This window comes from Curtobacterium sp. MCJR17_020 (assembly GCF_003234365.2).
GTDB lineage: Bacteria > Actinomycetota > Actinomycetes > Actinomycetales > Microbacteriaceae > Curtobacterium.
The window spans coordinates 173,959-187,536 of the sequence record NZ_CP126260.1 but is presented as its reverse complement, the minus strand read 5'-3'; the positions used below and the strand labels follow the sequence as shown (position 1 = coordinate 187,536).

At 68.7% G+C, this 13,578-nt stretch carries 14 protein-coding genes and 1 tRNA gene; 5 read left to right on the top strand and 10 right to left on the bottom strand.

Translation table 11 applies throughout. The features are described 5' to 3' along the window. Positions 1-56: 56 nt before the first annotated feature. Positions 57-146, bottom strand: a tRNA-Ser gene (locus DEJ14_RS00935). A 143-nt stretch (positions 147-289) separates the two neighbouring features. Here DEJ14_RS00935 and DEJ14_RS00930 point away from each other — a divergent pair. Both DEJ14_RS00930 and radA read left to right on the top strand, forming a co-directional pair. Further along, positions 290-1,255, top strand: coding sequence for an SGNH/GDSL hydrolase family protein (locus DEJ14_RS00930; RefSeq protein WP_111086951.1), 966 nt, complete (start codon positions 290-292; stop codon positions 1,253-1,255). Positions 1,256-1,265: 10 nt separating this feature from the next. Continuing rightward, positions 1,266-2,627, top strand: coding sequence for a DNA repair protein RadA (radA, locus tag DEJ14_RS00925; protein WP_181437673.1), 1,362 nt, complete (start codon positions 1,266-1,268; stop codon positions 2,625-2,627). Between the two features lie 4 nt (positions 2,628-2,631). Here radA and DEJ14_RS00920 read toward each other — a convergent pair whose 3' ends face one another. Continuing rightward, positions 2,632-3,015, bottom strand: a complete 384-nt coding sequence (locus DEJ14_RS00920; protein WP_111086950.1) for an SseB family protein — start codon at positions 3,013-3,015, stop codon at positions 2,632-2,634. A 281-nt stretch (positions 3,016-3,296) separates the two neighbouring features. Between DEJ14_RS00920 and cspE the strand changes: the two genes are divergently transcribed. After that, complete coding sequence (cspE, locus tag DEJ14_RS00915; protein WP_017887662.1) at positions 3,297-3,506, top strand: transcription antiterminator/RNA stability regulator CspE; 210 nt, start codon at positions 3,297-3,299, stop codon at positions 3,504-3,506. Positions 3,507-3,637: 131 nt separating this feature from the next. Here cspE and DEJ14_RS00910 read toward each other — a convergent pair whose 3' ends face one another. Then, on the bottom strand, positions 3,638-4,306 hold the full coding sequence (locus DEJ14_RS00910) for a hypothetical protein (protein ID WP_146249857.1): 669 nt from the start codon (positions 4,304-4,306) through the stop codon (positions 3,638-3,640). A 64-nt stretch (positions 4,307-4,370) separates the two neighbouring features. Further along, complete coding sequence (locus tag DEJ14_RS00905) at positions 4,371-4,913, bottom strand: amino-acid N-acetyltransferase (protein ID WP_181437672.1); 543 nt, start codon at positions 4,911-4,913, stop codon at positions 4,371-4,373. A 98-nt stretch (positions 4,914-5,011) separates the two neighbouring features. Between DEJ14_RS00905 and DEJ14_RS00900 the strand changes: the two genes are divergently transcribed. Further along, the gene (locus DEJ14_RS00900; protein WP_111086947.1) at positions 5,012-5,464 is read left to right on the top strand and encodes an SRPBCC family protein; all 453 of its coding nucleotides are present in this window, start codon (positions 5,012-5,014) and stop codon (positions 5,462-5,464) included. Positions 5,465-5,548: 84 nt separating this feature from the next. On the opposite strand, the gene DEJ14_RS00895 is transcribed toward DEJ14_RS00900, so the two are convergent. Both DEJ14_RS00895 and DEJ14_RS00890 read right to left on the bottom strand, forming a co-directional pair. After that, entirely contained in the window at positions 5,549-8,068 is a 2,520-nt protein-coding gene (locus DEJ14_RS00895; RefSeq protein WP_111086946.1) for an ATP-dependent Clp protease ATP-binding subunit, read from the bottom strand. Positions 8,069-8,290: 222 nt separating this feature from the next. After that, positions 8,291-8,767, bottom strand: coding sequence for a Clp protease N-terminal domain-containing protein (locus tag DEJ14_RS00890; RefSeq protein ID WP_181437671.1), 477 nt, complete (start codon positions 8,765-8,767; stop codon positions 8,291-8,293). Between the two features lie 70 nt (positions 8,768-8,837). Between DEJ14_RS00890 and DEJ14_RS00885 the strand changes: the two genes are divergently transcribed. Continuing rightward, positions 8,838-9,770, top strand: a complete 933-nt coding sequence (locus tag DEJ14_RS00885; protein WP_111086944.1) for an NAD(+)/NADH kinase — start codon at positions 8,838-8,840, stop codon at positions 9,768-9,770. A 150-nt stretch (positions 9,771-9,920) separates the two neighbouring features. Here DEJ14_RS00885 and DEJ14_RS00880 read toward each other — a convergent pair whose 3' ends face one another. From DEJ14_RS00880 to lysS, 4 genes are all read right to left on the bottom strand, one after another. Continuing rightward, positions 9,921-10,979: a sigma-70 family RNA polymerase sigma factor gene (locus tag DEJ14_RS00880; protein ID WP_111086943.1), complete on the bottom strand. Its 1,059-nt coding sequence runs from the start codon at positions 10,977-10,979 to the stop codon at positions 9,921-9,923. Between the two features lie 378 nt (positions 10,980-11,357). After that, a complete protein-coding gene (locus DEJ14_RS00875) occupies positions 11,358-11,489 on the bottom strand; it encodes a hypothetical protein (protein WP_258373406.1) in 132 nt (43 codons plus the stop codon). Between the two features lie 148 nt (positions 11,490-11,637). Continuing rightward, positions 11,638-11,841 carry a hypothetical protein gene (locus tag DEJ14_RS00870; RefSeq protein ID WP_111086942.1) on the bottom strand — a complete coding sequence of 68 codons (204 nt, stop codon included), beginning with the start codon at positions 11,839-11,841 and terminating at the stop codon, positions 11,638-11,640. A 29-nt stretch (positions 11,842-11,870) separates the two neighbouring features. Then, positions 11,871-13,397, bottom strand: coding sequence for a lysine--tRNA ligase (gene lysS / locus DEJ14_RS00865; protein ID WP_111086941.1), 1,527 nt, complete (start codon positions 13,395-13,397; stop codon positions 11,871-11,873). Between the last annotated feature and the right edge of the window lie 181 nt (positions 13,398-13,578).

Here is a 13,578-nt window from a genome sequence, read left to right as displayed (position 1 = left end):
TGCACCAAAGCCACTCCCTGAACGAAGAAAACCCCCGCTTGAACGGGGGTTTTCTGTGGCGGTACCGGTGGGATTTGAACCCACGGTGGAGTTGCCCCCACACATGTTTTCGAGACATGATCCTTCGGCCGCTCGGACACGGTACCGGGAAAGATCTTACACGATCCGGGAGGCCCGTCACGCCACCCGACATCGGCCTGCCCTCCACAGGCGGTCACCCCCAGGGCTCTTCCCACACCCACAGGCCGCCCACGTCGTCGACTCGGCCTGCGGGCGTACCGTCCACGGCATGAAGACCCGCACGCTCATCGCACTCCTGACGTCCGTCCTCGGTGGGGCCGGTGTCCTCGGCGCCGCAGCCGTCGGAGCACGGGCCGGCGTCAAGGGCCAACGGGCGGCTGCGCAACGGGTGGTCGACATGCTGCCGATCCACGCCGACTGGTGGCACGAGCGACAGCAGCACGACGGACGGCTGCTCTATGTGGCGATCGGCGACTCGGCGGCGCAGGGCGTCGGTGCGACCGTTCCGTCGCGCGGGTACGTGGGGCTGCTGGCGCGGCGGATCCGGCACCGTTCCCACGAGTCGGTGCGGGTCGTGAACCTCAGCGTCTCGGGGTCGACGACGTGGGGCGCCAAACGCGACCAGTTGCCGAAGCTCCGGCAGTACACGCCCGACATCTGCACGGTGTCGATCGGGGCGAACGACATCGCAGACTTCGACCCGGACAAGTTCGAGCGGAACATCCGGGCGATCTACGGCGCAGTGCCGTCGCATGCCGTGGTGGCCGAGCTGCCGTGCATGTTCGTGCCGGACCGTGAGCGCAAGGTGGCGGTGGCGAACGAGATCGTGCACCGGGTGGCCGCGGAGTTCGGGCTCACGGTGGCGCCGCTGCACACCATCACGAAGCGGGTCGGGGTCCGCCGCACGTTCTTCAACAGCTACGGCGACCTGTTCCACCCGAACGACCGGGGGTACGAGGTCTGGGCGAGCGCGTTCGAGCCCGCGGTCGACGCCCGGGTCGACACGGTCGCGGCGATCCGGCACTACCTGTCGGCGCGGGAAGCGGAGACCCTCGGGCGTGAGGCCGGGGCCGTCGCGAACGCCCGGGCCGAGCAGGACACCGACGGCGCCGAGGCACTCGACCACGCCAACCGACCGAGTCCCGTCGAACGGATCCGCAACCGGATGACGGGTTCGATCGCCCTGCCCGACGAGCCGGTGCACCGCTCCGGTGATGTCGGCGGCACGGCCTAGCCTCGACGACATGGCGCGCCCGCAGTCCCTCTACCGATGCACCGAGTGCGGCTGGACCAGTGTCAAGTGGGTCGGCCGGTGCGGCGAATGTCAGACCTGGGGCACGGTCGAGGACTCCTCGGCGGTCTCGGCGGGCACCAGGGGCACGGCGGCCGTCGCCGTCACCGGGGCCCGCGCGGCCCGCCCCATCACCGAAGCCCGCGGCACGACGGTGCAGCGCTGGCAGACCGGCATCGGCGAGTTCGACCGCGTGCTCGGCGGCGGGGTCGTCCCCGGCGCTGCGGTCCTGCTGTCCGGCGAACCCGGCGTGGGCAAGTCCACGCTGCTGCTCGAAGTCGCGTCGCGCGCGGCGGCGTCCGGCAAACGCGTCCTCTACGTCAGTGCGGAAGAGTCCGTCGACCAGGTTCGGCTCCGCGCCGAACGCACCGGGGCGATGCACGACGACCTCTACCTGGCGAGCGAGGTCGACCTCGGCGTCATCATCGGCCAGATCGACCAGGTCAAGCCGGATCTGCTCATCGCCGACTCCGTGCAGACCATCTCGTCGAGCTCGATCGACGGCATCGCAGGTGGGACGTCGCAGGTGCGCGAGGTCGCCTCGACCCTGATCCGGATCGCGAAGGACCGCGCCCTCCCGGTCCTGATCGTCGGCCACGTCACGAAGGACGGCACCATCGCCGGGCCACGCCTGCTCGAGCACCTGGTCGACGTCGTCTGCCACTTCGAGGGCGACCGGCAGACCGCGCTCCGCTTCGTCCGTGCACTGAAGAACCGCTTCGGCCCCACGGACGAGGTCGGGTGCTTCGACATGGGCGGGGACGGCATCCACGAGGTCCCGGACCCGAGCGGCCTCTTCATGTCGAAGAACGCGACTCCGGTCTCCGGCACGTGCGTGACCGTCGCGCTCGAGGGGCGCCGGGCGCTCCCGGTCGAGGTCCAGGCGCTCATCGTCCCGAGCTCGGCTCCGCAGCCCCGCCGGGTCGTGAACGGCGTCGATGCGTCACGCGTGGCGATGCTGCTCGCGGTGCTCGAACGCCGAGCCGGTCTCAAGCTCTCCGATGCCGACGTCTACGTCTCGACGGTGGGCGGCATGAAGCTCACCGAACCCGGAGCCGACCTGGCGATCGCTCTTGCGCTGGCGAGTGCAGCACGGGACCGCCCGTACCCGCACACGCTCGCGGCCGTGGGCGAGATCAGTCTGGCGGGCGAGATCCGTCCGGCCACGGGGACCAAGCAACGGGTGAACGAAGCGAGCCGACTCGGCTTCACCACCGTTCTCGGCGCCGACTCCGGGCATCTGCGCGAAGCACTGCGTGTGGCGTTCTCGATGACGCAGTCAGCTCGCGAGCGCGAGCTCGACCGCGCGTTCTGATCGACTAAGCGCGCAATGCGGCCAGCAGGTCCTCCGGGGTCGCCTGCATGGTGTTCGGCCCGGCGATGTCGAAGAACACGCCCTCGAGCATGTCGAGGTGGGCGGCCAGGAACTCCTCGAGCCGAGGCCCGTCGTAGACCATGACCTGCCGGATCTTCTCGTCCGGCACCATCGCTGTGTAGGCGTCAGCCGACGAGAACAGCAGCAGGATGCGCTTCTCGGAGCCTTCGCGCCCGAACACCCGCACCTGCATGTCCTTCTTGCCGGTCACGAGCCGGGGGACGATCACGATGTCGTTGCGCAGCGCGAACGCCACCGCAGCGACGTCCTGCTTCGCGAGGGCTTCCTCGAGCTGCTCGCTCCGGAAGCGCTGTTCCTTGTCTGCCATCTGATCAATTCCACCAGATTTTCGCCGTTCCGTGACGCACGGGTAGCCAGTCGGCCCTGAGCACGCTAGCCTGATGGAACCGCTTCGGCGGCGCTCAACGTTCGAGCGAGGTGGTTTGCCCCTCAACTCGGACTACCAGGGTCACTGGCCGTCAGGCCTGACCCCGAACCCGTCCCGCCGGCACCTGCCCGCGTGGCGCATCACCCCCGTCGACGTACGTCGGGGCTCCGCAGGTGCGATCGCACCATGGCGGAACGCAAGAAAGCTAAGGAAACGCCATCATGGCATCTACCGGTACCGTCAAGTGGTTCAACAACGAAAAGGGCTTCGGCTTCATCGCCCCGGACGACGGAAGCGCTGACGTCTTCGCGCACTTCTCCGCGATCGCCGGCAACGGCTACAAGTCGCTGGAGGAGAACCAGAAGGTGGAGTTCGACATCACCGAGGGCCGCAAGGGCCCGCAGGCGGAGAACATCACCGTCCTCGGCTGATCACATCAGCTTCGAACGGCCCCGTCGTCCTCTGGACGGCGGGGCCGTTTGCTGTCCCCGGGGTCGCCGAGCGCTCTTCACCGTCGCACAACCAAAGGCACCTCGAACCACCACAACGCGCGGCGCCAGAGCTACTGCAGGATGAACTGCACCGATGCCTTCGACTTCAGGTTCCCGACCGCGACCTGCAGGTGGTAGCTGGCCCCGTCGCCCGAGACCGCCGGGCGGGACGCATCGCACGTCGTGGTGGACGACCGGGTGCGGTCCCACGCGATCGCGGGCGTGGTCAGGGTCTGGCCGGACTTGATCGTGACGTCCTGGTTCGTGCCGCCGGTCTGGCAGTCCTTCGACGACCAGTACTGCTCCTCGCCCGAGCTGATCGTCAGTACCTGCTGCGCTGACCCGAGGTCGAGGTGGCACGAGTTCGTGCCGGTGTTCTTGATCGACATGGCGATCTTCGGGTCCTCGGTGGGGCCGTACGCCTCCTTGTCGAGCACCGGCGTGAGGACGACCTGGTCCTTGCTGCACGTCGACCCGTCGGCAGCGCCGGACCCAGACGCCGCCGCAGATGCTGACGCCGAGCGTGACGGGGCAGCGGACGACGCACCACCGGCCGAAGCCGAAGCCGAGGCGGACGGCGAGGACGTGGGCGCTGCCGTCGGGGTCGACGCGCTCCCCCGCCCGACGACGATGAGCACGACCACCACGACGATGATCACGAGCGCGCCGAGCACGGCTGCGCGACGGCGCCAGTACACGACCGGCTTCTCGGGCCCGACGGGGTGACGCAACGACGACATGCGCACAGGGTAGACAACCCCGGATGCCCGGTGCGGGACCCCCGCCGGGTGCCGCGCGAAAGCGTCAGAGGATCTTCAGCATGCGGGTGTTGCCGAGGGTGTTCGGCTTGACCCGGGCGAGGTCGAGGAACTCCGCGACCCCTTCGTCCGACGACCGGACCAGCTCGGCGTAGACCGCGGGTTCGACGACCTGCTCGCCGATCTCGAGGTACCCGTGCTTCGCGAAGAAGTCGACCTCGAACGTCAGGCAGAAGATCCGTGCGACGCCGAGTTCGCGGGCGTCGTGCTCGAGCGCCTCGAGCATGCGATGTCCGACGCGCTTGTGGATCCAGTCGGCGTCGAGGGCGAGCGTGCGGACCTCGGCGATGTCGTCCCAGAAGACGGCGAGGGCGCCGCAGCCGATCGGTACCCCGTCGGGCCCTTCGGCGATCCGGAACTGCTGGATCGAGCCGTAGAGCGCGACGTTCTCCTTGCCGAGCAGGATGCGTCGGTCGACGTAGGGGGCGATGAGCCGCTGGATGTGCGGGACGTCGGAGGCGAGCGCCGGTCGCACGAGGATCCCGTGCTCGTCACGGACGTCGAACGCGTGCTTCCCGTGCTCTGTCATCCCCACAACCATAGCCGCGCCCGGACGAACGGCAGCAGACCTTCCCGGGGGACACCCCGCTGGACGGTGCACAGGCGCAGCCGCCTACCGTCCACACCATGCCTCAGATCATCGAAACCGTCGACGTCAACGTCCCCGTCTCCGCAGCGTACGGTCAGTGGACCCGCTTCGAGGAGTTCCCGCACTTCCTCGACGAGGTCGAGAAGATCGTCCAGGTCGACGACAAGACCACCGACTGGACCGTGAAGGTCGCCGGCCAGGAGCGCGAGTTCCGTGCCGTCATCACCGAGCAGCACCCCGACGAGCGGGTGGCATGGACCGTCAAGGACGGCGAGACCGACCATGCCGGTGTCGTCACCTTCCACAAGCTGTCCGACACCGAGACGCGCGTCACCGCGCAGATCGACTGGGAGCCGTCCGGCTTCCTCGAGAAGCTCGGCGCAGCGGTCGGCGTCGGTGGCCACGCCATCAAGAAGGACCTGCAGAACTACAAGGAGCGCGTCGAGTCCGCCCCGACCGACACGGGCTGGCGCGGCGACGTGCAGGCGTGATCATCGCCTGAGACGTCCGCACACGGACAGACGGGAGGCCCGGTGCCAGCTGGCACCGGGCCTCCCGTCTGTCTGGTGTCGGGTCTAGGACTCGATCTCACCCTGGGGCGCGTCGGTCGCGGTCTCGACCGCGGCTGCGCCGGCGAGGACCTCTTCGCGGCCCGGCTGACGTCCGGTCTCGAAGTGGAACGCACCGTCGACGAAGTCGACCTTCACGTGGTCACCGGCGTTGAGCTCACCCTGCAGGATGTGCTCGGACAGCTGGTCCTCGACCTCGTGCTGCATCGCGCGACGCAGCGGGCGAGCGCCGAGGGACGGGTCGAACCCGACCTTGATGAGCTGCTCCTTGGCGGGGAGGGTGAGCTCCACCGTCATGTCGCGGTCGAGCAGACGGTCCGCCAGACGCTTCACGAACAGGTCCACGATCTGCAGCAGCTCGGGCTGCGACAGCTGCGGGAACACGATCGTGTCGTCGACGCGGTTCAGGAACTCGGGCTTGAAGTGCTTCTTGAGCTCCTCGTTGACCTTGCCGCGCATGCGGTCGTAGCCGACGGCCGAGTCACCCTCGACCTGGAAGCCCACCGGGCCACCGGCGATGCCCTGCGAACCGAGGTTCGTGGTCATGATGATGACGGTGTTCTTGAAGTCGACCACACGGCCCTGACCGTCGGTGAGACGGCCTTCCTCGAGCACCTGCAGCAGCGAGTTGAAGATGTCCGGGTGGGCCTTCTCGATCTCATCGAACAGGACCACGGAGAACGGCTTGCGGCGCACCTTCTCGGTGAGCTGGCCGCCCTCTTCGAAGCCGACGAACCCGGGAGGGGCACCGAACAGACGCGAGACGGTGTGCTTCTCACCGAACTCCGACATGTCGAGGGAGATCAGTGCGCCCTCGTCGTCGAACAGGAACTCGGCGAGCGCCTTGGCGAGCTCGGTCTTGCCGACGCCCGTGGGCCCGGCGAAGATGAACGAGCCCGAGGGGCGGTTCGGGTCCTTCAGACCGGCACGGGTCCGGCGGATGGTCTTGGACAGCGCCGAGATGGCTTCTTCCTGTCCGATGACCCGCTGGTGCAGCGCCTTCTCCATGAAGACGAGACGCGAGGTCTCCTCTTCGGTGAGCTTGAACACCGGGATGCCCGTGGCCTGCGCCAGGACCTCGGCGATGATGCCCTCGTCGACGGTGCCGGACGCGGCGACGTCACCGGCACGCCACTGCTTCTCGAGGCGGAGACGCTCACCCAGGAGCTTCTTCTCCTCGTCACGCAGCGAGGCGGCCTTCTCGAAGTCCTGCTCCTCGATGGCGGCTTCCTTCTGCCCGCGGACCGTCGAGATCTTCTCGTCGAACTCGCGGAGCTCCGGGGGCGCCGACAGGATCGACAGCCGCAGGCGAGCGCCGGCCTCGTCGATCAGGTCGATGGCCTTGTCCGGCAGGAAGCGGTCCTGCACGTAGCGGTCCGCCAGGTTGGCGGCCGAGACGATCGCACCGTCGGTGATGGACACCTTGTGGAACGCCTCGTACTTGTCGCGCAGACCCTTGAGGATGTTGATCGTGTGCGGTAGCGACGGCTCGTTGACCTGCACCGACTGGAAGCGACGCTCGAGTGCTGCGTCCTTCTCGAAGTGCTTGCGGTACTCGTCGAGCGTGGTGGCACCGATGGTCTGGAGCTCACCGCGGGCGAGGAGGGGCTTGAGGATCGACGCGGCGTCGATAGCACCTTCGGCAGCACCGGCACCGACGAGCGTGTGGATCTCGTCGATGAAGACGATGATGTCGCCGCGGGTGCGGATCTCCTTCGTGACCTTCTTCAGGCGCTCCTCGAAGTCACCGCGGTAGCGGGACCCGGCGATGAGCGACCCGAGGTCGAGCGAGTAGAGCTGCTTGTCCTTCAGCGTCTCGGGCACGTCGCCCTTGACGATCGCCTGGGCGAGGCCCTCGACGACGGCGGTCTTGCCGACGCCGGGCTCACCGATCAGGACGGGGTTGTTCTTGGAGCGGCGGGAGAGGATCTGCATGACCCGCTCCATCTCCTTCTCGCGCCCGATGACGGGGTCGAGCTTGCCGTCGCGCGCGGCCTGGGTGAGGTTGCGACCGAACTGATCGAGGACCTGCGAACCCTGCTGCGCGTTCTGCTGCTGCTCGCCGCCGACGGCGACCGCTTCCTTGCCCTGGTAGCCGGACAGGAGCTGGATGACCTGCTGGCGGACCCGGTTGAGGTCGGCGCCGAGCTTCACGAGGACCTGGGCTGCGACGCCCTCGCCCTCGCGGATCAGGCCGAGCAGGATGTGCTCGGTACCGATGTAGTTGTGGCCGAGCTGCAGCGCCTCGCGCAGGGACAGCTCGAGCACCTTCTTGGCACGCGGCGTGAAGGGGATGTGCCCGGTCGGCTGCTGCTGACCCTGGCCGATGATGTCCTGGACCTGCTCGCGCACGGCGTCGAGCGAGATGCCGAGCGACTCCAGCGCCTTGGCAGCAACGCCCTCGCCCTCGTGGATCAGGCCGAGGAGGATGTGCTCGGTGCCGATGTAGTTGTGGTTGAGCATCTTCGCTTCTTCTTGAGCGAGGACGACAACACGACGGGCTCGGTCGGTGAATCTCTCGAACATGTGCTCTCCCTTGGCCCTTTCTGACGGAGCCGACAGCTGGTCCGGTCTCGTCTGAGTCCGGTCACGTACTCCGAGAGTAACCAGCGCTCCCCGTGCGGGCTGCCCCTGTTCGCCGTGGGCGTGACCTCACTGCGCGATGTGCGCAGTGAGCGAACGGAACAGACGACGGGAGGCCCGTGGCGGCGTCCGCCACGGGCCTCCCGTCCGTCATCTCATCGCGTCTCAGGCGCGGCGCCCTGCCCGGCGCAGGGCACGCCGGAAGCGGCGCGGCTCGACACCCAGGGCGTCGAGGACGTCGTGCGCCGAGCCCATGAACGGGTCGTCGACGCCGTCGAGGACGGCCAGCACGACGTGCACCGGGCGGACGCGCTCGGCCGGACCGGCGAGGACGGCTGCTCGTGCGAGGACCCTGGCGGCCGCCGGGGTGCAGGCGACCCGGTCGTGCTCGTCGGGGCACGCGGCCCGCGCACCGACGAAGACGCTGATCTCGGAGCGGACGGCTTCGGGGCTGACCCCGTGCGCCTCGAGGACCGGGCGGAACCGGGGCATCCCGTTGCAGAGCGTGACGGCGGCGAGCAGGAGGTGCTCCGCGTCGACGAAGCCGAAGCCCGTCTCGTGGGACTCGAGGTCGGCGAGCAGCACGATCTCGCGACCCTGCCGGACGGTGGGGAGGGCGACGGACAGCTGAGCGATCTGCATGTATTCAGAATATCGCATGCGATGGCAATTGAACAGCCCTCGGTTCAGCGCGGCTCGGTACCATTCGGTCATGGATCAGCCCGTCGTCGGCCTCGTCGTCCACCCGACCAAGAACGTGCAGGAGTCCGTCACGACCCTGCAGCGATGGAACGCGTCCGGCCGGGGCGAGCTCGTCGCCCGCCGAGCCGACGCACAGCGGATCGGCGGGGGCATCACCGCGGTGGAGGACGACGACTTCACCGCACGCGTCGACCTCGTCGTGGCCCTCGGCGGCGACGGCACCATGCTCGGCGCCATGCGACTCGTGGCGAAGCGCCCGGTCCCGGTGCTCGGCGTGAACTACGGCAACGTCGGCTTCCTGGTGGAGATCGAACCGCCCGAACTCGAGGCAGCGCTCGACCGACTGTCGGCCGGCGAGTACCAGCTCGAGCCGCACCACGCGCTCGAGGCCCGGCTGTCCTGGAGCGGCGCACGCACGGACTACCTCGCGTTCAACGACCTGACCATCGTGCGGCGCCCCGGTTCCGGCCAGGTGTCGGCCGACCTCAGCGTCGGCGGGCTCGGCTACGGGTACTACCGCGCCGACGCCATCGTCGCCGCGACCCCGGCTGGCTCCACCGCGTACAACTACGCCGCGGGCGGTCCGGTGCTGTCCCCCGCACTCTCCGGGTCCGTCGTGACCCCGGTTGCACCGATGGCGGGGATCGACCGTGCCGTGGTGCTCGCCGCCCGCGAGCGCTACCGGTTCGACATCGCCGAGGGCACCAGGAGCGCCGCACTCGAGGTCGACGGGCTCGTCGTCGGCGAGGTCGCCACCGGAGCGCAGATCGACGTCCGACTCCGCAAGGACGCCGGCAGCGTCGTGCGGCTCGACGCCGAGCGGCACGGACGCACCGGGCGGGTGAAGCTCAGCCTGCTCGACCTGCCGGTCCGCCCCGACCAGCTCATCGAGCTGATCCCGAGCGACCTGCGGCAGAAGCTCGGGCGCGAACTCGACCAGTAGCGATCCGGGCTGGCATCAGGCGCCCACGAACGTGAATGGCCCGCTCGAGCAGTGCTCGAGCGGGCCTTCCCATCACCCCACCGGATCGTCTTCCCACAGACCGACCCGGGTTCCCCTGCCGACGCGAGCGCCGGCCGAAGCCTGCTGACCTCAGTCGGTCAGGTACAGCTGCATGTCCTGCGAGACCGCCTTGGCGAACAGGCGCAGCTTGGCGCGCGACTCCACCCGGCTGACGGCCTGGCGGGTCGTGTGCACGATCTTCGAGATCTCGTCGAGCGTCATCGGCTTGTCGTCGTCGAGGCCGTAGCGCATGCGGATCACGTTGGCTTCCTCGCTCGGCAGCTCGGCGACGATCGAACGGATGTCGCGGTGCAGCAGCGTGGTCTCGGTGAGCTCGTTCGGGGACGCAGCGTCCTCGTCCTCGATGAAGTCACCGAGCTCGCTGTCGTCCGAGTCGCCGACCACGGTGTGGATCGAGACCGGCTCGTGCGAACGGCCCTTGAGGTCCACGAGCTCTTCGACCGACATGCTCAGCTCGGCGGCGACCTCGTCGGGCATCGGCGCGCGGCCGAGGTCGACGGTCAGGTCGCGCTCGGTGCGGGAGATCTTGTTGATCAGCTCGACGGTGTGGACCGGGATGCGGATCGTGCGGGCCTTGTCGGCGAGACCACGCGAGATCGCCTGGCGGATCCACCAGGTGGCGTAGGTCGAGAACTTGTAGCCCTGCGTGAAGTCGAACTTCTCGACCGCACGGACCAGGCCGAGGTTGCCCTCCTGGATGACGTCCATGAACGGCAGGCCACGCTGCGAGTAGCGCTTCGCGATGCTGACGACCAGACGGAGGTTCGACGTGATCATGCGCTCCTTGGCGCGCTCACCGTCGCGGACGAGCCAGCGGAGTTCGCGCTGCAGGGTCTTCGCGAGGCCCTTCTCGGTCGCGAGCTTCTCTTCCGCGAAGAGACCGACCTCGATGCGACGGGCGATCTGCGCTTCTTCCTCGGCGGTGAGGAGCGAGAGGCGACCGATGTGGCGCAGGTAGTCGCCGACCTGGTCGACGGAGGCGCCGCGGACACCGGCGAGCTGCTCGTCGGCCTCGACCTCGGTGTCGAGGGAGGTCGTCGTGGACTCGGCGGCCTGGGTCTTCGATGCCGCTGCCTTCTTCGTGGTGGCGCGGCGGGTGGTGCTCGGTGCAGCCGGTGCGATCGTCATGGTGTTGCTCCCTGCGTTCGGCGGTGATGGCTTCGTGCGGTGGTGCTGGGGGTGGTGCTTCTGGGTGCTGCTTGGGGTGATCACGAGTAAAGCGGTCCGGAGGTGTACCCCACAAACCGATCGGAATGATTCTCAGGCTTCTCCGTGCTTCGTCATCGAAACCGTCCCCCGTGGGGTACAGCGATGCTGCCAGTGTGGCCCCCCGAACCGCCGCGGATCAAGGGTGTGACGTGATGTTTCCGGCGTTGCAGGCGTGTTTCTCACGCGTTTCCGATCCTGTACCCCGCACGACCGCGCCTTCCGGACATGCAAAAGGGGTACGTCCGGCCGGATCGATGCGATCCGGTGGTCGTACCCCGAAAACCGAGTGGGTGGGGGTCACCAGGAGGGTTCGAGCCACCCGTCCCGGCGCTTGGACGCCTCGAGGTCGGCGTCTCGGTCGAACTCGTCGTACTCGCTCTCGATGTCACCGACGAGGCTGCGACCCGTGAAGGGGTGTGTGGTTGCCATGCGGACGATGCTCACCCCGGCGCGCGACGGCGAGGTGAACGGTGCGTGACCGGTCGAGGGCGCACGGACGTCGAAGGGGCACAGACGTCGAAGGCCGCCGTCCGCAGTGCGGACGACGGCCTTCGGATGGTACGGAGGTCGCGCAGCGCTACTCGGCCGAGGCCGGTGCCGGCGCGGGGACGCCGTGCTCGCGCTCGAACCGGGCACGCTCCTCGGCCTCGACCTTGGCGTACGCGGCACGCTCGGTGCGGTCGGCCCGCATGATGGCACGCATCACGAACCAGAAGATGAGGCCGACGACGATGGTCGGCGTCAGGGCGAAGATGATCCCGGTCACGACTCCATGCGGCACCCGAGCATCGTACCCCGGGGAACCGGGGGCTACTTGACCAGCGGGAAGAGGATCGTCTCGCGGATCCCGAGGCCGGTGATCGCCATGAGCAGGCGGTCGACGCCCATGCCCATGCCACCCGACGGGGGCATCGCGTGCTCGAGTGCCCGCAGGAACTCCTCGTCGACCCGCATCGCCTCGGGGTCGCCGCCGGCTGCGAGCTTCGCCTGCTCGACGAAGCGCTCCCGCTGCACGACCGGGTCGACGAGCTCGGAGTACGCCGTCGCGAGCTCGAACCCGCGGACGTACAGGTCCCACTTCTCGACGATGCCCGGACGGGTGCGGTGCTCGCGGGTGAGCGGCGAGGTGTCGACCGGGAAGTTCATCACGAACGTCGGGCGGTCGAGCGAGTCGATGACGAAGTGCTCCCAGAGCTCCTCGACGTACTTGCCGTGCGTGGCGTGCGCGACCTCGACGCCCTCGGCAGCGGCGAGCTCCTGCAGCTCGGACAGCGGAGTCTCCGGGGTGATCTCACGACCGGCCGCCTCGGACAGCGAGCCGTACATGTCGATGCGCGGCCACTCGCCGCCGAGGTCGTACGTGCTGCCGTCGGGCAGGGTGACCTCGAGCGAGCCTCCGGTCACGGCCCGCGCAGCGTTCTGCACGAGCTCCTGCGTCAGGTCGGCCATCTGCTCGTAGTTGCCGTACGCCTGGTACGCCTCGACCATCGCGAACTCGGGCGAGTGCGACGAGTCGGCGCCCTCGTTGCGGAAGTTCCGGTTGATCTCGAACACCCGGTCGATGCCGCCGACGACCGCGCGCTTCAGGAAGAGCTCGGGCGCGATGCGCAGGAAGAGCTCGGTGTCGAACGCGTTGGAGTGGGTCACGAACGGACGAGCCGAGGCGCCACCGTGCTGGGTCTGCAGCATCGGCGTCTCGACCTCGAGGTACTCGTGCTCGGTGAAGGTCTGGCGGAGCGAGGACATCACGGCGGCGCGGGCGCGGACGGTGGCGCGGGCTTCGTCGCGGACGATGAGGTCGAGGTAGCGCTGGCGGACCCGCGTCTCCTCGTTCAGTTCGTTGTGCAGGTTCGGCAGCGGCAGGATCGCCTTCGCCGCGATCGCCCACTCGTCGACCATGATCGACAGCTCACCGCGGCGCGAGGAGATCACGCGGCCGTGCACGAACACGTGGTCGCCGAGGTCGACGAACTCCTTCCAGCGCGCGAGGGACTCGTCACCGACCTCGGCGAGGGACACCATCGCCTGGATGCGGGACCCGTCGCCGGACTGCAACGACGCGAAGCAGAGCTTGCCGGTGTTGCGCGAGAACACGATGCGGCCGGCGACACCGACGACGTCCTGCGTCTCCTCACCCGTCTCGAGGTGCGCGTACTGCTCGCGGACCGCCGGGATCGTCGTCGTGATCGGGAGCTCGGCGGGGTACGCCTCGATGCCGGACTCGAGCAGCTTCGCGCGCTTGTCGAGCCGGACCTGTCGCTGCTCGCTGGTCTCCTGCTCGGCCAGTGCGGCGGCGTCGGCGATCGCGGTGTCGGTGGTGGCGGTCTCGTCGGTCATGCGGGTGCGGCTCCGATGGTCGTGGGGGTCGGGGGAAATGCTACCCGCGCCGCGCTCCCGCCCCCGAACCGTGCCCGGACGGGTCCCCTCGACTGGTCACGACTCCCCGCCGGCGCGGCGCCGACCGGTCAGGTTCCGTCGGCCGGAGCGCCGCGGGCCGACGGCTCGTGACCACTCGGCG